This is a genomic window from Flavobacterium sp. 316, assembly GCF_000967805.1.
GTDB classification, from domain to species: Bacteria; Bacteroidota; Bacteroidia; order Flavobacteriales; family Flavobacteriaceae; genus Flavobacterium; species Flavobacterium sediminilitoris.
Genome location: NZ_JYGZ01000001.1, coordinates 474,750 through 496,392 on the forward strand (window position 1 = coordinate 474,750; position 21,643 = coordinate 496,392).

Consider the following 21,643-nt stretch of genomic DNA (forward strand, 5'->3'; position numbering starts at 1 on the left):
AAGGCAATTAACTTATTATTTTCATTCATTATACTAAAAAATGTTAGATAAAATCATTCATTTTAGTATCAATAATAAATTTATTATTGGACTATTTACATTTATTTTAGTCATTGTAGGAGTATATTCAACCTATACTTTACCAATTGACGCCTTACCAGATATTACAAATAATCAGGTACAAATAATTACGACTTCACCTACATTAGCTACACAGGAAGTAGAACAATTCATAACCTATCCAATTGAACAATCGGTAAAATCTATTCCAAAGGTTATTGAATTACGTTCAATAAGTCGTTTTGGATTAAGTGTAGTTACCGTTGTTTTTGAAGAAAGTGCAGATATATATTGGGCAAGAGCTCAAATTTCAGAACGGATTAAGGAAGCTGAAAATGTTATTCCAGGAAATTTAGGAACTCCTGAAATGGCTCCAGTATCTACAGGCTTAGGCGAAATTTATCAATATGTTGTTTTTGCAGAAAAAGAGTATGAAGATAAAATAGATATTACACAATTAAGAACTATTCAAGATTGGATTATAAAACCACAACTTATAGGAACAAAAGGTGTTGCTGAAGTAAATACTTTAGGCGGAAATTTAAAACAGTATGAAATTGCCGTTCAACCAGATAAGTTGAAAAGTATGAATACTACAATTACTGAAATTTTTGATGCTTTAGAAAGTAATAATGAAAATACTGGTGGAGCATATATTGATAAAAAACCATATGCCTATTTCATTCGTGGAATAGGAATGGTAAACAGTATAGAAGATATTGAAAAAATAGTAGTTAAAATTCAAAATGGAATTCCAGTTTTAATTCGTGATGTTGCTAAAGTTCAAATAGGAAGTAGTATTCGTTATGGAGCAGTTACAAAAGATGGAAAAGGAGAAGATGTTTCTGGTATGGTAATGATGCTAAAGGGAGAGAATAGTGGGGAAGTGGTAAAATTGGTAAAAGATAAAATAGAGAAAATCAGAAAAACATTGCCTGAAGGTGTTGTTGTTGAACCATTTTTAGATAGAACTGTTTTAGTTGATAATGCCATTGGTACTGTTCAAAAAAATTTAATTGAAGGAGCTTTAATTGTTATTTTCATTTTAGTCTTATTATTAGGTAATTGGAGAGCAGGATTAGTAGTAGCTTCAGTAATTCCACTTGCATTATTATTTGCCATTTCAATGATGAAGCTTTTTGGAGTAAGTGGTAATTTAATGAGTCTTGGCGCAATCGATTTTGGACTTATTGTAGATGGAGCTGTTATTATTGTAGAAGCTATAATTCATCGATTACAGGTAGGTAAAAAAGGGAAACTCTCCAAGCAAGAAATGAATGATGAAGTATATCAAGCTTCTTCAAAAATAAGAAGTAGTGCTGCATTTGGAGAAATTATTATTCTAATTGTTTATCTGCCTATTCTAGCATTAGTAGGAATAGAAGGTAAAATGTTTGGCCCAATGGCTCAAACAGTCTCTTTTGCGATTTTAGGTGCTTTTATTTTGTCTTTAACTTATGTTCCTATGATGTCTGCTTTAGTGCTTAAAAAGCAAACAGGACATAAGAAAAATTTTAGCGATAAAATTATTGAAAAAATTCACAATATTTATGAACCTATTTTAGAAAAAGCATTAAAAATTAAGGTTGTAATTATATCTGTAGCTGTAGGGTTGTTTGCAATTTCGTTATTTATTTTTAATACTTTAGGAGGTGAGTTTATTCCAACATTAGATGAAGGGAATATTGCAACACATGTAATTATTGCTTCTGGTAGTTCACTGTCACAAGAAATTGAAACAACTACAAAAGCAGAACAGATTTTAAAAGCCAGATTTCCTGAAATAAAAATGATTGTTTCTAAAATTGGTTCAGCAGAAATCCCTACAGATCCAATGCCTATTGAAGCAGCCGATATGATGATTATCTTAAAAGATAAAGATGAATGGACTTCAGCAGAAACAAAAGAAGAGTTAATGGAAAAAATGGAACATGCTTTAGATGAAATTCCAGGTGTATTTACCGAATTTTCTCAACCTATTCAAATGCGTTTTAATGAATTAATGACTGGAGTAAGAAGTGATGTTGCTGTTAAAATATTTGGAGAAGATATTGACATGCTTGTTAGTAAAGGAGATGAAGTTGTGCAACTTATTAAAGATATTAAAGGAGTAACAGGAGTAAAAGCCGAACGTGTTGCAGGTTTGCCTCAAATTACAATTCGATATAATAAAGATAAAATGGCAGCTTATGGCTTAAATGTTAATGATTTAAACAGAGTTGTAAGAATGGGATTTGCAGGAGAAAAAGCAGGAGTTGTCTATGAAGGAGAAAAACGTTTTGATTTAGTAGTTCGATTAGAAAGTAATAATAGAAGTGATATTTCAAATTTACAATCACTTTTTGTTACATTACCATCAGGAAACCAAATCCCTTTAAATCAGGTTGCAGAAGTAAACTATGAAGATGGACCTATGCAGATTTCTCGTGAAGATGGAAAACGTAGAATTGTTGTAGGCTTCAACGTTCGTGGTGCAGATGTTAAAACAGTAGTTGAAAAAATTCAAGCTAAATTAGATACGAGTTTAAAATTACCAGATGGTTATTATACAACATACGGAGGACAGTTTGAAAATTTAGTTCAAGCAAATAAAAGACTTTCTATTGCAGTACCAATTGCATTAGGATTAATATTGGTCTTGCTATACTTTACTTTTAAATCAATGAAACAATCTTTATTAATTTTTACAGCTATTCCGTTATCAGCTATTGGTGGTGTATTTGCACTTTGGTTAAGAGGAATGCCTTTTAGTATTTCAGCAGGAGTAGGATTTATTGCTCTTTTTGGTGTTGCAGTTTTAAATGGAATAGTATTAATAGGATATTTTAATCAGTTAAAACAGGAAGGAATGGATAATATTTATGATAGAATTAAAGAAGGAACAAAAGTAAGGTTACGTCCAGTAATTTTGACTGCTGCGGTTGCATCATTAGGATTTTTACCAATGGCAATAAGTAGTAGTGCTGGAGCAGAAGTTCAAAAACCATTAGCAACAGTTGTTATTGGAGGACTTTTGACAGCTACATTATTAACCTTAATTGTGCTTCCTATTCTGTATTATTATTTAGAAAATGGAATAAAAAAATCAATTGGTATAAATACTAAAATTATTCCTATTGTTATACTTAGCTTGTGGTCAATGAATAGCAATGCACAATCTACACAAGAATTGGATATAAACAAAGCAATTGAATTAGGACTAAAAAATAATCAAAATGTTCAAGCTTCTGTTTTAGAATCTAAAATGGCAGAACAGTTAACAAAATCAGCATTTGAGTTACCTAAAACAGATATTTCAGGAACTTTTGGGCAAATTAATACATATTCTAATGATAAAAACTTCAGTATTAGTCAAAGTATTAATCCTTTTCAAATAGGAGCGAAGAAGAAACTGCTAAAAGAAAATAGTAATGCAAGTCAAAACAAATTAGGAATTGCAAAGCAAGAAATGATATTTAGTATTAGACAATCTTGGAATGAGATGCTATTTTTTCAAAAACAAAAAACATTACTTGAAGAACAAAATATTGTAATGCAAAAATTTGTAAAAGCGGCATCACTCAAATATTCAACAGGAGAAACAAATGCACTAGAAAAAAATATAGCAATAGCAAAACAGCAAGAATTAGAACAAAAGATAAAACAAAATAATACCCAAATTTCCATTGAAAAATCAAAACTAAAAATGTTAATGAATTTGGAAACAGATTTTGTAGCAGTTGATACTTCTTTTTTAGTATTACCAATAATTATATTAAAAGATAGCACTTATTTTGAAAGTAACCCTTCATTGCAATTAGCAAACAATCAAATTAAAATAGCAGAAGCAAATCATAAGCTTGAAAAATCAGCTTTGTATCCTGAATTTAGCGCGGGCTATTTTATGCAATCTATGGTTGGTGATCACGAAGTCAATGGACAAACCGTTAATTATGGAAACAACTTAGACTTTAAAGGGTTTTCAGTAGGAATTGCGTTACCCATTTTTGTAGGAAGTACTGTTGCAAAATCAAAAGCAACCAAAACAAGTATTGAAGTTGAACAGAAAAACTTTGAATACCTTCAAGAGCAAATAAAAAGTCAATATGACCAGCAAATGGAACAATTAAATACTTATAAATCATTAACAGATTATTATAGTACCATTGCCATTCCAAATGCAAACGATATTATTAAAAATGCTTCAAAAGGATATCAAAATGGAGCAATATCTTATGTTGAATATGTTAATAGTTTAGAAACAGCTTTACAAATTCAATTAAATAATACAGAAGCTGTTCGTAATTATAATCAAACTGTGATTAACTTACAATATTTAATCAATCAATAACATTAGAAATGAAAAAATCAAAAATCATATATATAATACTTGCTATTGCTACACTTGCTATAATTCTTTATTTTGCTTTTCGTCATACTGAAAATGACGGACATAATCATGATGGGCATAGCCATGATGAAACAGAAACTTTAGCAGAAGAGTCAGTATCAAATATTAAAGAAGTAGAACTAAATGAAGCTCAATTTAAAGCTGCAAATATTGAATTAGGAACTTTTTCTTTAAAAAATTTAAGTGAAGTAATTAATGCTAATGGATATACAAAATTGCCTCCACAAAATCAAGCAGATGTCTCAGTTCATACCACAGGAATCGTAAAATCAATTTTAATAGAAGAAGGTCAATATGTGAAAAAAGGACAAACAATAATAACTATTGAAAGTCCAGAATTTACAAAGTTGCAAGAAGCGTATCTTACTTCAAAGAGCAATTTAGAATTTTTAAAATTAGAATTTGAAAGACAAAAAACATTGAATGATGAAGAAGTGAATTCTAAAAAAGTATTTCAAAAAACAAAAGCAGATTATGAAATAGAAAAAGCTCGTTTTAGCTCTTTGCAAAAGCAACTCAATGTATTTAATATTAACGCAAGCGGACAAACTACTTCAGTTGTAAGTGTTGTTGCACCTATTTCAGGTTATGTAACCGAAATATATATTAAAATAGGCAGTAATGTGGAAATAGGAAAACCATTATTATCTATTGTAGATAATTCAAAATTACATGTTGATTTATTAGTCTATGAAAAAGATTTATATAAAGTAAAAGAAGGACAACAAGTACGATTTATATTAACAAATCAAGATAATGCTGAGGTTAAAGGAAAAATCTTTAGTGTAGGAAAAGCATTTGAAAATGATACCAAATCAATAGCGGTTCATGCCGATATTATTAATAAAGAACAAAGACTTATTTCAGGAATGTATGTAAATGCTTTAATAGATATTGGAACCAATGCAGTAAGTGCTTTACCAATTGATGCTATAGTAAAAGCCGATGGTAAAGAATTTATTTTTATTTTAGAGGAAAATATAGACGAATCAACCAAAAAAGAAAAAACGTTTCATTTTCAACGAATAGAAGTGAAAACAGGAACAAACCAATTAGGTTATGTACAAGCATCATTATTGCAAAAAGTAGATAAAAATGCAAAAATAGCTCTTAAAGGAGCTTATTATATTCAAAGTCACTTAATCAAAAATGAAGGTGGTGGAGGACATTCACATTAAGAACACTAAATATATTTATAAATTTTTAAAGACAAGAAAAATGAGAAAATCAATTGCAATTATGGTATTTGCTATTGCAACATTATCAATGACATCATGTAAAAATGAAGAAAAGAAAGTAGAAACAACAGAAGATCACACAGGTCATGATCACGCAGAAGGAGAGATGCACCTTGCCCATTATGTATGTCCTATGGATTGTGAAAAAGGGAAAGTTTATGAAGAAAAAGGAGCTTGCCCTGTTTGCAAAATGGATTTGGTTGAAGTAGAAAAAAATACTGAAGGACATAATCATTCTGAAGAAGGTCACGAAGGACATAATCATTAATAATAATGCACTTGGAATTACTTTTTAATTCCAAGTGCTATTTTAAACCTAAATTATTATGATTTCAAACAATATTAATTCCACTGATTGTTGTTCAAATGAAACAAAAGTAAATCATAATCATAAAGAAGAAAGCGATCATAATCATGATCATTCAAATGGTAATGAGAGCACTTTTAAAATGTTTTTGCCAGCAATAGTTTCATTTGTATTACTTATAATAGGAATATGTTTTGATAATTATTTTCCTCAGTCATGGTTTTCTGGCTGGACAAGAATATTATGGTATAGTATTGCTTATTTACCCGTTGGATTTCCTGTACTAAAAGAAGCTTTAATTAGTATAAAAAAAGGAGATGTGTTTTCAGAATTTTTTCTAATGTCGATTGCAACACTTGGAGCTTTTGCAATAGAAGAATATCCTGAAGGGGTTGCAGTTATGCTTTTTTATACTGTTGGAGAAGTATTTCAAAGTTTAGCTATTACTAGAGCTAAAACAAATATAAAAAGCTTATTAGATCAACGTCCAGATGAGGTTACTATTTTAGATGAAAACAATAAAACTACAACGGTAAAATCAGAAACTGTAAAAATCGGACAAATCATCCAATTAAAACCAGGAGAAAAAGTAGGATTAGATGGCGTTTTAATATCAGAATTAGCTTCCTTTAATACTGCTGCTTTAACAGGAGAGAGTAAACCTGATACTAAAAAGAAAGAAGATATTGTATTAACAGGAATGATAAATCTAAATACTGTTTCTCAAATAAAAGTGACAACAGCTTATTCAGATAGTAAATTATCTAAAATTTTAGAAATGGTTCAAGATGCTTCTTCTAGAAAAGCACCAACGGAATTATTCATAAGAAAATTTGCTAAAATTTATACTCCAATTGTGGTTGTTTTAGCCATTTTAATATGCTTGTTGCCTATTTTATTTGTTCAAGACTATATCTTTAGTCAATGGTTATATAGAGCTTTAGTCTTTTTAGTAATTTCTTGCCCTTGTGCTTTGGTAATTAGTATTCCATTAGGTTATTTTGGAGGAATTGGAGCAGCAAGTAAAAACGGTATTCTAGTGAAAGGAAGCAACTTCTTAGACATTTTGGCTACAATTCAAAATGTGGTTATGGATAAAACAGGAACCATGACAGAAGGCGTTTTTAAAGTTCAAGAAGTTGTTTTAAAATCAGAATCTAATAAAAATGAAATTTTACAAATAGTAAATACATTAGAAAATCATAGTACACATCCTGTTGCCACAGCTATTCATGAATTTGTTGGAGAAATAGATACGACTATACAACTTGAAAATGTAGAAGAAATCGCAGGTCATGGTTTAAAAGCAACTATTAATAATAAAGAAATATTAGTTGGTAATTTTAAATTAATGGATAAATTTTCTATTTCTTATGATATTGATCCAACGAGTATTGTATATACCACTATTGCTATTGCTTATGGTAATGAATTTATAGGATATATAACTATTGCCGATAGTATAAAAGAAGATGCTTCATCTACAATTAATAAGCTCGAGACATTAGGAATAAAATCAACTATGTTAAGTGGCGATAAAAGTTCAGTTGTACAATTTGTAGCCAAAACATTAAACATTAAAAATGCCTTTGGAGATTTATTACCAGAAGATAAAGTAAATAAAGTTAAAGAAATTATTGCAAAGAACGAAACAGTAGCTTTTGTAGGGGATGGAGTAAATGATGCACCAGTAGTAGCTTTAAGTAATGTAGGAATTGCAATGGGAGGATTAGGAAGTGATGCTACAATTGAAACAGCAGATATAGTCATTCAAGATGATAAACCAAGTAAAATACCAATGGCTATTGCTATAGGAAAACAAACTAAAAAAATTGTTTGGCAAAATATTATTTTAGCATTTGGAGTTAAAGCAATTGTTCTAGTTTTAGGAGCTGGTGGTTTAGCAACTATGTGGGAAGCTGTTTTTGCGGATGTAGGTGTTGCTTTATTAGCTATTTTAAATGCAGTTAGAATTCAAAGAATGAAATTTTAAATTATATAAGCCTCAGGTATAAAAATCTGAGGCTTATAATAATATTTTTAACTATTTTATTCTATAAACAGGATATTGCAAGTGGGCTTTTTCATAATATGGAGAATGTTTATAAACCCAATCTAATTGAGCTGTTCCGTTTTCAGTAAAAGTCTTGTCAGTTTGTTTCTTAGCGTCGAATTCGGCTTTTATAGTAGGGTTTTCATCTAAAAAAACTTTCGCTAAATCTTCAAAAACATAGGCTGAAAAATATTCTTTTTGCTGTAAAATAGGGTCAAAGAAATTCCAGTTGAAATAACTATCAATCGCTTCAGGTTCTAATGTTTCAAGTAAATATTTAACTCCTTTTTGTTGCGTTTTAATTAAAAAATCACCTTTTCTAAAGGCTATTTTTTCTATAGATTTAGAAACTTTAGTATTATAATGACCGTAGTGACCTTCATAAGAGTATTTTGAAGTTTCATAAGCCGTTATTTTATAGCTTTCTACTTCTATTATAGTATCATTTGAAAGGGCTTTCATTTCTATAGCATTCAATTTTAATAAATCTAAAATGGGCCATTGTGATTTTGAAACCACATAATATTCAGGAATTACGACTTCTTTCGTAGCTTTATAATCATTATAAAAAGGTATTTTTTTAGTAAAAGGCTGTTTTTTATCATAATATAAACGATTTTTACCTGATATTTCACTAGGTTTATAATCACCTTTGTATCCTTTAAATTCAATCTTAGAGACTTTGCTAGAATCAATTTCCCATTGTAATGGATATTTCATTCCAACTTTATAGTTCTTCAGGTTTTCCGATTTTAGTTTTTTTATTTTTTGATAATTAGCATCTACATAATTAACTGTACTAACCATATACTCATACGTAACATGAACTCTATCTTTATACGGTTTTAACATGTGTGTTTCTGGAACAGAACCAAGCGAATTAAACAAGGTTGTATAGCCTGTTGCATAGCGTGGAGAGTCCATAAACTGAGCAAAACCATCATCTGGTTTATCACCATGAACATTAACATAAGGAACACTTTCTATTTTTTTCTTTTTCAAATCTTTCATGATACTTGGATGCATTTCATTTTTATAAAATTCTCCCAATTTCCCGCCTAAACGTTCATGCTGAGTAGCAATACAAGTAAATGTGTATTGATAGTCAGCACCATTAGAAACATGATTGTCAATAAACATATCTGGATTAACTAAATGAAAAATCTCTTGAAAACTTCTCGAATTTTTAGAATCCGATTTTATAAAATCTCTATTTAAATCATAGTTACGAGCATTTCCTCTAAATCCATATTCTTCAGGTCCATTTTGATTGGCTCTCGAATGTGAATTACGGTTCAAACTTCCTCCAATATTATAAACAGGAATAGTTACAATAATAGTGTTTTTAGGTACTTTTATTTTAGCAGTTGCTAAATCTCTGAAATACATCATTGTAGCATCAATACCATCTGGTTCACCAGGATGAATACCATTATTAATTAAAATAACAGCTTTATTTTGATAATAATCAAAACTAGTATTTTGTGAGAAAGTAACAATGTGTAAAGGTTCTCCACTGTCTGTTAAACCCATTTCTTCTATCTGAATAGTATTAAATAGGCTAGTTAAAGTCTTATAATAAGCAATACAATCTTCATAAGTAGTTGATTGATTTCCATTTCCATTTTCGAAAGGAGTTTGTAAATTTTGTGAAAAGGTTAATGAAGTAGTTAATAAAAACAGTACTATTTTTTTCATGTTTATAGTTTTTCATTTTACTCAAATGTAAGGAAAAAATACATTCTTCAATTAATTGAATATCAAAATTCGGAAATCGTAAATCAAAGCCTATCTTTGCCAGATGAATAGAAATCCACTTTCCAATAATGTTCTTTTGAATTTAGACATTCAAAGACTAAACGAAATGCAAGAAGTAGCTCAAAATGCTATTTTAAATGATGCGAATGTTTTATTACTTTCTCCAACTGGTTCAGGCAAAACATTAGCTTTTTTATTGCCTATTTTCCAAATGTTGGAAGAAGAAATAAAAGGTGTACAAACTGTAATTTTAGTTCCTTCTCGTGAATTAGGTTTGCAAATTGAACAAGTTTGGAAAAAAATGGGGACTCATTATAAAGTAAATATGTGTTATGGTGGTCATTCAATTGATACCGAGATTAATAATTTAAGTAATCCACCTGCATTATTAATTGGAACACCAGGAAGAATTGCTGATCACTTGGATAGAGGAAGTTTTCAGACTGAAAATGTAAAGACATTAGTTTTAGACGAATTTGATAAATCTTTACAACTAGGTTTTCATGAAGAAATGTCTTATATCATTGGAAAACTAACCAAATTAAATAAACGTGTTTTGGTTTCGGCTACTTCCGGAGTTGAGATACCAAAATATACAAAAGTGGTTAACCCAACTATTCTTGATTTTATTGAAGAGGATAAACAAAATGTAAATTTAGACACTCGTATTGTTTTTTCGAAATCAAAAGATAAATTGGAATCGCTTTTTCAATTGATTTGCTCGTTAAATTCAGAATCGGCTATTATTTTTTGTAATCATCGAGAAGCGGTAGAACGTATTTACGATATGTTGCTTTCAAAAGGAGTACTTTCCACTTTTTATCATGGTGGTTTAGATCAAGACGAACGTGAACGTGCTTTAATACAATTTAGAAACGGAAGTGTTTCGTTTTTAATTACAACCGATTTAGGTGCACGTGGTTTGGATATACCAGAAATGAAACATGTAATTCATTATCATTTGCCTTCCAAAGAAGATGAGTTTACGCATAGAAACGGTCGTACAGCTCGTATGCTTGCAACAGGAACGGCTTATGTAATTATTCATGAAACGGAGAAAAAAACAGACTATTTTGATTATGGGAAACGAAGATTAGATGTTTCTAATGCGAAATCGTTACCTAAAGCTCCTGTTTTTCAAACCCTTTATATTAGTGGAGGGAAAAAGAATAAGTTGAATAAGTTTGATATTGTTGGTTTTCTTTCTCAAAAAGGAGAACTAGAAAAAGACGATATTGGTTTAATTGAAGTGAAAGATTTTATTTCGTTTGTAGCTGTTCGTTATACGAAAGTAAAAGAGTTACTTACCAAAATTAAGGACGAGAAAATGAAAGGGAAAAAGTATAAAATTGAAGTTGCAAGACAAGTGATAAAGAAAGAAGAAGAAGATGTGAAAACCCATCCAAAATTTACATCTCGAAAGGAGAGTAATAGAAGATAATTTATTTTGAACCATTAAGAAATTAAAAATCTGAAGTCTTGATTTCTTAATGGTTTATATCTCTAGTTATTCAAATGTGTTATTATTTGTTTTAAAGCCATTTTTGCTTCTTTCATAACTGGTAGTAAAGGCCAAATGTGTGGCATTTTTTTTCCTTCAATAACTTCAATGGTGTTTTTAGCATCGATTAATTTCTGAACGACTATTTTTTGGTCAGGATACGTAATGTCATTTTCAGCTAAGAATAAAATAGTATTTGGGAATCCATCAAAACTACCATTTATAGGAGAAAGCATTGTATTTTTTAAGTCATTATTTTCAGCACACATTCTTTTAGCACTTAGTACACCATTTTTGGACAGCATAGGATCGATTGCTTCTATTTTGTCTATTTGAGGATTAGACATGGTTGCATCCATTACAGGTGAAACGAGTATAATTTTATGCGGCAATTTATTATTATCTTCAATTAATCTTTGTATTAATGCAGTTATTAAAGTTCCTCCAACTGAATCACCTATAAGTATAATTTGTTTTGAGGAATACTTTTCTAGTGCAGTTTTATAAACCAAATCTATATTTTCTGATATTTCTTGAATTTTGTTTTCAGGAGCTTTTGGGTAATCGCACATCCAAACGATGTGATTTGTTTGTTTAACTATTTCTTTTATAGTATCCCAATGATGCTTAGCAGGACCTGAAATAAAAGCACCTCCATGAATATATAGAAGTAACTTATTAGTAGCTTCATTTTGGTTTATTTCTGTAATTTTAGTTTTTAAAATGGTAAAACGGTGTACATTATTTTTTCTAAAAAAGACATCTTTAGGGTGATGAATATCTTCTTTTCTTATTTTTTTGAAATCAATAGGGTCTTTACTGAATTTTTTTTTAATACCTTTTAGTTTTATAACTAGTAAAGTAATATAATAGCTTAAACTTAGTTTCATAACTAGTAATTCAATTGTATGTAAATATATTAAAAAACAATATATAAAGTCATACAGTTTATACCTGAATTTAAAGTTAGATTTTTTTAATACATTCGCATAAGAACGACAAATAGGTTCAATAAAATATGCAAAAAGAAAAGTGTTTATTATGTAATTCAACTGCAACGGTTTTTTGCGAAAAGCCACATCATTTATTTCACAGATGTGATACTTGTCAAGGTATTTTTAGACCTAAGCATACTTTTTATGATGCTTTTACAGAAAAGAATCATTACGAACAACATAATAATGATGTGAATGATACTGGTTACCAAAACTTTGTTGCTCCAATAGTGAATCAAATTCTTAGAGATTTTTCTTCAGAAGACAAAGGACTAGACTTTGGCTCAGGAACAGGACCAGTCATTTCTAAAATGCTAAAAGAAAAAGGATATCAAGTTGAAAATTATGATATATTTTTTGAAAATGTACCAGAACGATTAATTCAAAAATATAATTATATTTCTTGCTGTGAAGTGATGGAACATTTTCATGAACCTTTAAAAGAATTTACATTACTACATTCTATGCTTTTACCTAATGGGAAATTGTATTGTAAAACAGAACTTTTTAAAAATCAAATGCCTTTTGAAAATTGGTATTATAAAAATGATTTAACTCATGTTTTTATTTATCAAGAAAAAACATTAGATTGGATACAGGAAAAGCTACAATTTAAAAGTGTAGAGGTAAAGGATAAGCTAATTATTTTTGAGAGATGATTTTACTATTGATACTAAAATGATGATTTATTTTTTATTATATCGAGTATAAAGTTCTTTCTGTTTTCAATGCTGTCTTTTAAAACTTCAATCATTTCATAATCATATTTTAAATAAGTTTCTTTCATTTTATCAAATGTAAATAAAGCTTCTTCCCAAGTTTGTTTTCGTTCATTATCAGTTTCATAAATTTCTTTCCATGGTGGAAGAATAAAGACTCTCTTATTGTATTTGTGTTCATGAACTATTTTTTCCATCCTTTCAGATATTGGAATATTCTCCATGTTCATATAACATAAAGTATCTATAATTCCTCTATCAAAAACAACAATTTCATTCTGATTTTCGGAGTGAATTATGTTTTTATAACTTTTTACAGAAGCATTGAACATTAATTCTGCGTAATATTGTTTGTCTTTCCATGGTAATCTATTTCCTTTAATCTTAATTTGATTTTTTATAATTTTTCGAGCATCTTCGGAAACGGTTTGAATACCACATTTATTTAACTCATTTAACAAGTTTGTTTTTCCAACTCCAGGACCTCCTGTTATAACGTATAACTTGTTTTGGATGTTACTCAAAGTATAGTAGGTTAGGATTTGTAAGTATTAAAATTCACTTCGACTTTTTCAAATTTTTCATCTTTTGATAGAATAGAGTTTATTTTGTGTAAACATTCTTGATTATCTTTAGACATTAAGAAAGCTAAGTCCCAAATGTCTTTTGAATATAAAAATGTTCCCATATCTGAATCAATTTCAAATAGATATTCATCATTCATCCAAAGATCGCTAATTTCTGTAATTTTTGGATTTATTTCTACAATTGAATTAAATAAATCAGATATAAAATTTTCATTCTCAACGCCACTAATAAAAGCAATTAATAAATTTTTAGAATTATATTCGGGACGAAAATGGTATTTATATTTTTTGCTTTCCATAGAATTAGAATAGATTCAATTTTTATTGAAATAGTTTAACTTTTTATAGTGTTAGTTCTAGAACTTCACCAGGAAGCCCATCAAAATCTTTAAATTCTTTTGATGTAAATCCATTGTTTGTTAATATTTTTCTTGATGCTAAATTTTTAGGATCTATAATTGCAAAAATTCGTTGAATTGATTCTTGATTTCTCCCAATTTTTATTAATTGTTCTCCAATTTTATTTCCAATTCCTTTTCCCCAATATTTAGGAAGAATCATATAACCAAGTTCAACTTCTGGACTATTCTTTTCTTTAATTTCAAGTTTTGCTAATCCGATAAATTCGTTAGTTTCAGCGTTGAATACTTTAAAATTTCCAAAATGTTCATTAATTTGATTTTTTTCAATTAACTTCTCAAAATCAATTTTTGCTTCATCTACTTCAATTGCTCGTTCAGTAATCATTTCCATTACTTTTTCATTGTTAACCAATTGAAAAAAATAAAGAAAATCTTTTTCATTGAATTTTTCTAATTTAATTTTATTATCCAAAGTTTTAATTTTTATTAACTATTAGTTTGTACTAATTAATTCACTGTTGTGTTAGAATTTATACATAAAGTATTACAAATATAAAACTATCTTTTAGAAAAATATCAGAACTAATTAAGCTTATTTTTAAATAGAGAAGGAGTTATTTTTTATGATTATAATAGTAATGTGTTTTGTTATATGAATGAATAAAAGTGTCTATAAATGGTAATTTTATTTGTTTTTTGCTTCGAAATAATCCCAAGTTAGTTTTGCAATATCAGCAATTATTTTTTCGTTTGTTTCTGCACTTTCTTTCGAGTTCGTTACAAAAATGCTAATAATAAAAAAGTGTCCATTTTTTGTAAATACAATACCAATGTCATTTACTGCTGATGTTAATCCTTCACTGTTTGTATCTGAAGTTCCCGTTTTGTGAGCAACAATTGTTCCTATTGGCAATTTTCCTTTCAATCTTTTATTTCCTGTCCAAGTTTCTGACATCACTTTCCAAATAAAATTATGGCTTTCTTTAGAAAGTAATTTTTTCTTGTTATAATAAAATAATTCTAATAATTCACTTGCGGCTTTAGGTGTTATCCAGTTTTGAAATTGCACATTCCATTCTTTGTGCATTTCTTCTTCTGTTGCTTTTATTGAAATATTTTTAAAATTTATTGAGTAGAAATAGTCTTCAACTTTTTTTGTTCCTCCCAAGAGTTTTAATAATATATCGCAACCAATATTGTCACTGTCAGATACGGAGTATTTAATAACCTCAGATAACGATAATGTTGTTCCATTAGGATATTTTTCTCGAATAGGACTCCATGTATTTTGATGTAAATCTTCTTTTGTAATATTTATTTTTTGATTTAAAGATAATTTTCCTTTGTCAACTTCTGAAAGTACAGCTAGAGCAATAGGAAATTTATATACACTTTGCATTGGCAGGTGTTTGTCTCCATTAATAGATAAAGTATCTTTTGCATTATTTCCAATTATTGAAATTCCGACAGTGGCATTTTTTGTTGCAACTATTTTTTGTATTTTTTGTCGTAATGGTTCTATTGTTTGAGCAAAAGTCTGACAAGAGAGATATAGAATTAGTAAAGTTGTAAAGCGAAATGTCTTAATCATTGTTGTTTTAAATATTTTTAAGTGATTGACAAAAAGTAATTAATATTCAATAATTTGTAATAGTTTATAATTGGGATAAGCTATTATTTTGTTTATCAATTTACAAAATTAAGAAAACGACTTAAAATAAATATCTAAATCGTTTCTGTTTTTATAAACCGTTAATAGTATTATATTTCATCTTCATCATTTTCTAGAAATCTAAATTGATTTGCTTGTTGAAGTTTAGCTAATTGTGTTAATTCTGCTAAATAGTTTTGTTCTTGAATTGAAAAAGTAGTTGCTAATTTTGCAGAACCAGCAGAGCCTATTGCATCAAAAATTTCATCAATAATATTTAATAATGCATCTAACCATTTAGGTAGTTTTATTCCTAATGCTTCTAAAATCATTCGAAATATTTTTTTAATCTCTTTTACAATTCTTGAAAGTCCTAATTTTCCAAAAAGTGATCCTAAACTAGGGAAAATTCCTTTCGCATTTTGTACAAGAGAGATTCCAGAAGTAATATTTATAATTTGATTTACTTCTTTAATTTGTTGTCTTGAAGATTGCTCAACACTCTCTTTTACATACTTATTTAGTTCGGTTACTTGACTAATTAAAGTAGGAGAGAATGCTCTAATAACAGCTTTTTCATCTTCATCACTTGCATAATCAATTGCTTTTTTAGTATAACCAGATGTTAAATCTAAAAAATCATTTAAGAACTGTTCAAGTACATTGTTGCTTTTTGTTTCTGATGTTGCCATAATATTTCTTTTAAAGTTTAGACAAAGTTCAGAACATTTATTTGGTTGATTTACAGTTGTATAACCCTTTCTGTAAGGTTGATTCACTTAACTTTAAATAGATTGTATTTATTAAGTGATTAATTTGAGGTTTCATCTCTTAAATGTAGTATAGTATTTTTTTTCCTTTTGATAAGTTTGTCAATTCGTCTTTTGTTCTCTTGTTGCAATAATGAAGGATATAAATTCATTAAAATATTTACAAACATTATTGTTAATCCAAATAAATAGTTGTGAGAAATACTTTTATATATGGCAATAACAGTTACAAATATAAATCCAATTAGATGACTTATTTCAGCAATTGTCATTTCTTTTCGTATTTCAACCAATTCTGTTTTATTAGTCAACTTAATTTTTTGATTGAAGAATTTGAAAAAGGTATTTTTTACAATCCATTTAAAGTATTCAATCCCAATATTTTTATTCTCAATAAAATTTAGGTTTGATATTTTTTTGTAGTATTCAGTTTTCATTATAATACCATTAAAAATCATTCCAATTATCCAAGAGATAAATGATACTGATACTCCGAATGTCAAATATTTAATCATAAGTTGTTTTCAAATTGTAAAAATATTAGACTGTTTGCAGTTGTTGCGTAAATTTAGAATAAAATTTTAAAAGATAAAGTCCGTTCTCTAGTTTATATCCTATTCCAAGCATTAATACCAAAGTCAACCTTTTTTAAAACTATATCTTTGTCTAGAATATAAAATTTCAGTTTGAAAACAAAATTTGTCTGTAATAGAAATTTCACTCATGATTCCAAAATTTAAAGCTGAACAAGTTCTAATCTATTAGTATTCTTCACTAATATTTGTAAAATTAAGACCTCATTTAATATTAAATTTGATATCTTGAGTATTGATAGTTGTTACTCCAAATACTGTAATTACAGCTACTAAAAGTAATTTTTTCATAATTTTTTAAGTTTGTTTAATTTGATACAAAGCAAACTTGTTTTTTGGAGTTTAATTTTTTAGAATACTTTTAACTTTTTAACATGGTTTAAGAAATGAGTTATATAATATTAAGCTTTCAAATATTTGATTTGTAATTGTTTAATATTCTTTATACTATTTCCCAGGAACTACTTTATAAGTAGGATCTTCCATAATATTTACATCGATAATGGCTTCTGCATTTTTAAGTAATTCTACGCAGTCATTGCTTAAGTGTTTTAGATGTACTTTTTTACCAACAGCAGCATAGCGTTCTGTAATTTTGTTAACTGCATCAATAGCACTCATATCAGAAATTCTACTTTCTGCAAAATCGATAATTACTTTATTTGGATCGTTTTGTACATCAAATTTTTCTGAAAAAGCGGTTGTCGAACCAAAAAATAAAGGTCCGTATAATTCATAGTGTTTGACTCCATTTTCATCGATATATTTTCTAGCACGAATGCGTTTCGCACTTTCCCAAGCAAATACTAAAGCTGAAATTATTACTCCAATTAAAACGGCTAAAGCTAAATTGTGTAAAAAAACAGTAATTAATGTTACTACAAGCATTACGAAGATATCATGTTTTGGCATTTTGGTAAAGGCTTTAAAACTAGCCCATTCAAAAGTTCCAATGGCAACCATAATCATAACGCCTGTTAAAGCAGCCATAGGTAATAATTCAATTACAGGTGCACCTACTAGGATAATTACTAAAATGGTTAAAGCCGCTATTATTCCTGATAATCTAGCTCTTGAACCTGATGATAAGTTGACTAAAGTTTGGGCAATCATAGGACAACCACCCATTCCAAAGAAAAAACCATTGGCAATATTAGCGGTTCCTTGCGCTAAACATTCACGGTTGCTATTTCCTTTTGTTCCAGTGATTTCATCGACTAAATTTAAGGTTAATAAGCCTTCTGTTAAACCAACTGCCGCCATGATTAATCCATAAGGTAATATAATCTTTAATGTTTCTAATGTAAATGGAATTTCAGGAATATGAAAAGGAGGTAAGCTTCCACTTAAAGAGGCAATATCTATAACTTGTTTTGTATCAATATTAAAAACTAGTACTACTGCAAAAACCACTATAATAGCGACTAAAGAAGCTGGAATAGCTTTTGTAAATTTTGGTAAAATTAAAATTATGGCAATTGTTAGAGCTACTAATCCTGCCATAATAAAGAAAGGAGAACCTGTTAACCATTCTTTATTTCCATTGATAACTGTTTTGAATTGTTCCAATTGAGACATAAAAATGATAACGGCTAATCCATTAACAAATCCAAACATTACGGGTTGTGGTACTAATCGGATAAACTTACCAAGTTTTAGTAAACCAACTATAATTTGGATGATTCCAGCCATGGCTACCGCAGCAAAAACATATTCTAAACCATTGGATTTCATTAAAGCAATTAAAACAATAACTGTAGCACCAGCACCACCAGAAATTAATCCAGGACGTCCACCTAAAACAGCAGTGATTAATCCCATGATAAAAGCACCATATAATCCTACAAGAGGAGGGAAGCCTGCTAGGATAGCAAAAGATAATGATTCGGGAATCATAGTCATAGCCACTGTTAATCCGGCTAAAATTTCGGTTCTGTAATCTACTTTTTGTTTAAAATCGAATAGATTGAGTACTTTTTGCATTAGAATTTGAGCTTTGAAAAAATTAAGCGGCAAAGGTAAGGTTTTCAAATTTAAGGAGCAGCATAGTGTTTTAATGTGTTTTTAGTTCTTTATATTTTAAGAGGTTAATTTTTAGTTGATAAGTATATTCCATTTAAAAAAATAAGGAAACAACTAATAGATTGATGTTTAAAATGGGATAAAAACAATTCTCTTTATTGATTTCATAGTTTAATTTTTTTTAAAATTCCAATAAATTAAACAAAATAAGGTATGATTGTTATAAAATTTTATTTTTTGAATAAATTACAGAAAACCTGCCACTTAACTATTGGTTTTGTTTGGTACATTGCGTTATAATAAACAAACAAATAGATAATATGAAAAAAAATCTTTTAAAGCTAACCTTACTATTAGGTTTGGCAATTGTACTAGGATCCTGTAACAATGAACAGGAAAAGAATCCTCAAGAAGTAAATCCACAAACTTCTAATGATTATATAATAGGTCTAATCAAAAAGTGTGACGATTGTGAAGTTTCAACTTCCAAAACTTTTTTTTATTGTGGAATAAAAGCGGGTGCTTCTTATGTAGAAAATGATAGCCCATATCTTAATGATATTAAAGAAAGTATTTCAAACGGAACTCCAATTAAAATTTATTTTGATGAAAATGAGCCAGAAAGAATAATTTCTGTAGTTAAAATTTCAAATAGTGAAGAAAAGAATTGGAATTTAAATGTGAAATATGATGAAACACCATTTAAAACTATTGAGGATTTAAATAGGAAGGTTTCAACTCAAAAAGCTTCTAGTTTTGATTTCACAACAACTGAAGCAGTCAACTTTTTTAATGCTATGAAAAATAAAAGTTGTGCTATAAACAATCAAAATTTATGTATTCCATTTCAATATGCAAATGATGGTTGTTATGCAAGAGCCCACATGATGAGACAACACATGAATTATGCTAGTAAAGATTGTTATAAGATTTTTGCTTATGGAAATTTAAAAGTAAATACTTCGTCTACCGGAGTATGTGGTATTGCATGGAGGTATCATGTAGCTCCTTTAATTTCTGTTAATGGTGTTTGGAATGTAATTGACCCTTCTTTATTTAATCAACCTGTAACCATTACAACTTGGTTGAATAAAATGAAATATAACGGAGGTACTGTTGCTACAACAAGTTATCAAAATTCTAGCGTGTATTATTATGATTATGTTTCAAATTATACACAATATGATAATAACTATACAGATACTTATAGTACTTTGGCTAATTATAGATATAGACAAACTAGCTGTTCTTTTTAATACTAGTTGCTTTATTTGTGTAAAATCTAATTAGTAGTATATCAAATACATAATTGAGCTGTAATAATATGAATGGCTTTGTTAAAATTTTAATTTTTGACAAAGCTATTCTGATATTTAAATGTGAAATTTACGCACTAAGTTTCTATAATATTTTTTTTGCCTCTTTTGGATCGTTTAGATTTATCCAAAAAATATGCATAGCTTCATTTTTATCTCCTGTTCCGTTTTTATTAGTGTCTTGTTTGGCATAAATGTACATGATATCATTTTTATAATCATAAGTAGATTTAATGACGCCATAATCAGAAGGAATTAATTGAGTTTTTTTAGTATTTAATTTATCAAAGTGATATAATTTTCGTAAGTCTTTTTTATTGATTAATGTATCGTTATTTGTGTCTTCATCATAAACTGAAACCATGAAATAATCACGATGAATGGGTTTGTTTTTTAAAGAATCTTTTCTAACACCAGGATAATAGACTGTTTTTATTAATACAGGTTTTTTGAATAGAAAGCTGCTTTTTTCATTAGCTAAATTATAATGAGCAATGTTTATTAAATTATATCCATTTATAACATCCATTCCAGGCATAAAATACTTATAGTTTTCATCATCATCTCTATAGTTATAGTAACTACTATCTTCGTAGTAATTTATATTTTTGTCTGCTTCGGGTTTAATCTTATATATAGAAATTAAACGAATACTGTCTAATCCCGTAAGAATTACTTTATTTGATGTAGTTGTTAGATTTCTACTTGTTGCAATTGTATTTATAGTATCGGTATTATCTAATGCCTTTTGCTCATCTAAAGTTAGATAATCTGCATTTTTTATTTTATTCGATTTATCACAGCTTATAATACTTAATAAAAATAATAATGCTAAAACAACTTTTCTAATATACATATTTACTTTTTAACAATTACCGATTGAGGAACTAGTTTGGTTATATCTCCACCGTTTCTCAGAACATCTCTCACAATACTAGATGAAATATAAGAAGTGCGAGCAGCCGTTAAAAGGAAAACGGTTTCAATTTTCGATAAACTTCTATTGGTATGTGCAATTGCTTTTTCAAATTCAAAATCGGCTGGATTTCGAAGTCCTCTTAAAATAAATTCGGCATTTTCTTTTTTGCACAAATCTATAGTAAGTCCTTGATAAGTAATTACTCTTACTTTGGGTTCGTCTTTAAAGGCTTCTTCTATAAAGTGTTTGCGTTCTTCAAGTGAAAACATGTATTTTTTTTCAGCATTTACACCTATTGCAACAATTATTTCGTCAAATAGTGAAACACCACGTTTAATAATATCAAAATGTCCGTTAGTTATAGGGTCAAAAGATCCAGGGAAAATAGCTTTTCTCATGATA

Annotated in this window: 18 protein-coding genes; 7 read left to right on the top strand and 11 right to left on the bottom strand. The window is 28.6% G+C overall.

Annotated features, from left to right (window positions below; translation table 11 throughout):
* Window positions 1-40: 40 nt before the first annotated feature.
* Genes SY27_RS02135 through SY27_RS02150 form a run of 4 tightly spaced genes read left to right on the top strand, consistent with a single transcriptional unit; the run spans window position 41 to window position 7,988 of the window.
* The gene (locus tag SY27_RS02135) at window positions 41-4,390 is read left to right on the top strand and encodes a CusA/CzcA family heavy metal efflux RND transporter (RefSeq protein ID WP_045966959.1); all 4,350 of its coding nucleotides are present in this window, start codon (window positions 41-43) and stop codon (window positions 4,388-4,390) included.
* Window positions 4,391-4,398: 8 nt separating this feature from the next.
* Complete coding sequence (locus SY27_RS02140; RefSeq protein WP_045966961.1) at window positions 4,399-5,628, top strand: efflux RND transporter periplasmic adaptor subunit; 1,230 nt, start codon at window positions 4,399-4,401, stop codon at window positions 5,626-5,628.
* 40 nt (window positions 5,629-5,668) lie between these two features.
* Window positions 5,669-5,956, top strand: a complete 288-nt coding sequence (locus SY27_RS02145; RefSeq protein ID WP_045966963.1) for a heavy metal-binding domain-containing protein — start codon at window positions 5,669-5,671, stop codon at window positions 5,954-5,956.
* Between the two features lie 58 nt (window positions 5,957-6,014).
* A complete protein-coding gene (locus SY27_RS02150) occupies window positions 6,015-7,988 on the top strand; it encodes a heavy metal translocating P-type ATPase (protein ID WP_045966965.1) in 1,974 nt (657 codons plus the stop codon).
* Between the two features lie 51 nt (window positions 7,989-8,039).
* Here SY27_RS02150 and SY27_RS02155 read toward each other — a convergent pair whose 3' ends face one another.
* The gene (locus tag SY27_RS02155) at window positions 8,040-9,746 is read right to left on the bottom strand and encodes a M14 family metallopeptidase (RefSeq protein ID WP_045966967.1); all 1,707 of its coding nucleotides are present in this window, start codon (window positions 9,744-9,746) and stop codon (window positions 8,040-8,042) included.
* A 103-nt stretch (window positions 9,747-9,849) separates the two neighbouring features.
* On the opposite strand from SY27_RS02155, the gene SY27_RS02160 reads away from it, so the two are divergent.
* Window positions 9,850-11,247 (top strand): DEAD/DEAH box helicase, encoded by a 1,398-nt coding sequence (locus SY27_RS02160; protein ID WP_045966969.1) that lies wholly within the window; start codon window positions 9,850-9,852, stop codon window positions 11,245-11,247.
* A 62-nt stretch (window positions 11,248-11,309) separates the two neighbouring features.
* On the opposite strand, the gene SY27_RS02165 is transcribed toward SY27_RS02160, so the two are convergent.
* Window positions 11,310-12,386, bottom strand: coding sequence for an alpha/beta hydrolase fold domain-containing protein (locus tag SY27_RS02165; RefSeq protein WP_255350294.1), 1,077 nt, complete (start codon window positions 12,384-12,386; stop codon window positions 11,310-11,312).
* Between SY27_RS02165 and SY27_RS02170 the strand changes: the two genes are divergently transcribed.
* A complete protein-coding gene (locus SY27_RS02170; RefSeq protein ID WP_045966973.1) occupies window positions 12,326-12,961 on the top strand; it encodes a class I SAM-dependent methyltransferase in 636 nt (211 codons plus the stop codon). The genes SY27_RS02165 and SY27_RS02170 overlap by 61 nt on opposite strands.
* Window positions 12,962-12,975: 14 nt before the next feature.
* On the opposite strand, the gene SY27_RS02175 is transcribed toward SY27_RS02170, so the two are convergent.
* The 7 genes from SY27_RS02175 to SY27_RS02205 form a co-directional block, all read right to left on the bottom strand.
* Window positions 12,976-13,545 carry an AAA family ATPase gene (locus SY27_RS02175; protein ID WP_045966974.1) on the bottom strand — a complete coding sequence of 190 codons (570 nt, stop codon included), beginning with the start codon at window positions 13,543-13,545 and terminating at the stop codon, window positions 12,976-12,978.
* A gap of 11 nt (window positions 13,546-13,556) precedes the next feature.
* Complete coding sequence (locus tag SY27_RS02180) at window positions 13,557-13,907, bottom strand: hypothetical protein (RefSeq protein ID WP_045966976.1); 351 nt, start codon at window positions 13,905-13,907, stop codon at window positions 13,557-13,559.
* Between the two features lie 43 nt (window positions 13,908-13,950).
* Window positions 13,951-14,442 (bottom strand): GNAT family N-acetyltransferase, encoded by a 492-nt coding sequence (locus SY27_RS02185; RefSeq protein ID WP_045966977.1) that lies wholly within the window; start codon window positions 14,440-14,442, stop codon window positions 13,951-13,953.
* Between the two features lie 213 nt (window positions 14,443-14,655).
* Window positions 14,656-15,561 carry a class A beta-lactamase, subclass A2 gene (gene bla / locus SY27_RS02190; protein WP_045966979.1) on the bottom strand — a complete coding sequence of 302 codons (906 nt, stop codon included), beginning with the start codon at window positions 15,559-15,561 and terminating at the stop codon, window positions 14,656-14,658.
* 170 nt (window positions 15,562-15,731) lie between these two features.
* Window positions 15,732-16,313, bottom strand: coding sequence for a hypothetical protein (locus SY27_RS02195; protein WP_045966981.1), 582 nt, complete (start codon window positions 16,311-16,313; stop codon window positions 15,732-15,734).
* Window positions 16,314-16,432: 119 nt separating this feature from the next.
* The gene (locus tag SY27_RS02200) at window positions 16,433-16,906 is read right to left on the bottom strand and encodes a hypothetical protein (protein WP_045966983.1); all 474 of its coding nucleotides are present in this window, start codon (window positions 16,904-16,906) and stop codon (window positions 16,433-16,435) included.
* A gap of 525 nt (window positions 16,907-17,431) precedes the next feature.
* Window positions 17,432-18,967: a SulP family inorganic anion transporter gene (locus SY27_RS02205; protein WP_045966985.1), complete on the bottom strand. Its 1,536-nt coding sequence runs from the start codon at window positions 18,965-18,967 to the stop codon at window positions 17,432-17,434.
* Between the two features lie 359 nt (window positions 18,968-19,326).
* Between SY27_RS02205 and SY27_RS02210 the strand changes: the two genes are divergently transcribed.
* On the top strand, window positions 19,327-20,262 hold the full coding sequence (locus SY27_RS02210; protein ID WP_045966987.1) for a protein-glutamine glutaminase family protein: 936 nt from the start codon (window positions 19,327-19,329) through the stop codon (window positions 20,260-20,262).
* Window positions 20,263-20,407: 145 nt separating this feature from the next.
* On the opposite strand, the gene SY27_RS02215 is transcribed toward SY27_RS02210, so the two are convergent.
* Both SY27_RS02215 and coaD read right to left on the bottom strand, forming a co-directional pair.
* The gene (locus tag SY27_RS02215; protein WP_052705083.1) at window positions 20,408-21,178 is read right to left on the bottom strand and encodes a hypothetical protein; all 771 of its coding nucleotides are present in this window, start codon (window positions 21,176-21,178) and stop codon (window positions 20,408-20,410) included.
* A 2-nt stretch (window positions 21,179-21,180) separates the two neighbouring features.
* A complete protein-coding gene (gene coaD / locus SY27_RS02220) occupies window positions 21,181-21,639 on the bottom strand; it encodes a pantetheine-phosphate adenylyltransferase (RefSeq protein WP_045966989.1) in 459 nt (152 codons plus the stop codon).
* Window positions 21,640-21,643 lie beyond the last annotated feature (4 nt).

What these genes read in the sequence shown, in the direction of transcription:
- SY27_RS02135 (WP_045966959.1), top strand. Translation starts at nt 41, where the DNA reads ATGTTAGATAAAATCATTCATTTTAGTATCAATAATAAATTTATTATT.
- SY27_RS02140 (WP_045966961.1), top strand. Translation starts at nt 4,399, where the DNA reads ATGAAAAAATCAAAAATCATATATATAATACTTGCTATTGCTACACTT.
- SY27_RS02145 (WP_045966963.1), top strand. Translation starts at nt 5,669, where the DNA reads ATGAGAAAATCAATTGCAATTATGGTATTTGCTATTGCAACATTATCA.
- SY27_RS02150 (WP_045966965.1), top strand. Translation starts at nt 6,015, where the DNA reads ATGATTTCAAACAATATTAATTCCACTGATTGTTGTTCAAATGAAACA.
- SY27_RS02155 (WP_045966967.1), bottom strand. Translation starts at nt 9,746, where the DNA reads ATGAAAAAAATAGTACTGTTTTTATTAACTACTTCATTAACCTTTTCA.
- SY27_RS02160 (WP_045966969.1), top strand. Translation starts at nt 9,850, where the DNA reads ATGAATAGAAATCCACTTTCCAATAATGTTCTTTTGAATTTAGACATT.
- SY27_RS02170 (WP_045966973.1), top strand. Translation starts at nt 12,326, where the DNA reads ATGCAAAAAGAAAAGTGTTTATTATGTAATTCAACTGCAACGGTTTTT.
- SY27_RS02180 (WP_045966976.1), bottom strand. Translation starts at nt 13,907, where the DNA reads ATGGAAAGCAAAAAATATAAATACCATTTTCGTCCCGAATATAATTCT.
- bla (WP_045966979.1), bottom strand. Translation starts at nt 15,561, where the DNA reads ATGATTAAGACATTTCGCTTTACAACTTTACTAATTCTATATCTCTCT.
- SY27_RS02195 (WP_045966981.1), bottom strand. Translation starts at nt 16,313, where the DNA reads ATGGCAACATCAGAAACAAAAAGCAACAATGTACTTGAACAGTTCTTA.
- SY27_RS02200 (WP_045966983.1), bottom strand. Translation starts at nt 16,906, where the DNA reads ATGATTAAATATTTGACATTCGGAGTATCAGTATCATTTATCTCTTGG.
- SY27_RS02205 (WP_045966985.1), bottom strand. Translation starts at nt 18,967, where the DNA reads ATGCAAAAAGTACTCAATCTATTCGATTTTAAACAAAAAGTAGATTAC.
- SY27_RS02210 (WP_045966987.1), top strand. Translation starts at nt 19,327, where the DNA reads ATGAAAAAAAATCTTTTAAAGCTAACCTTACTATTAGGTTTGGCAATT.
- SY27_RS02215 (WP_052705083.1), bottom strand. Translation starts at nt 21,178, where the DNA reads ATGTATATTAGAAAAGTTGTTTTAGCATTATTATTTTTATTAAGTATT.
- coaD (WP_045966989.1), bottom strand. Translation starts at nt 21,639, where the DNA reads ATGAGAAAAGCTATTTTCCCTGGATCTTTTGACCCTATAACTAACGGA.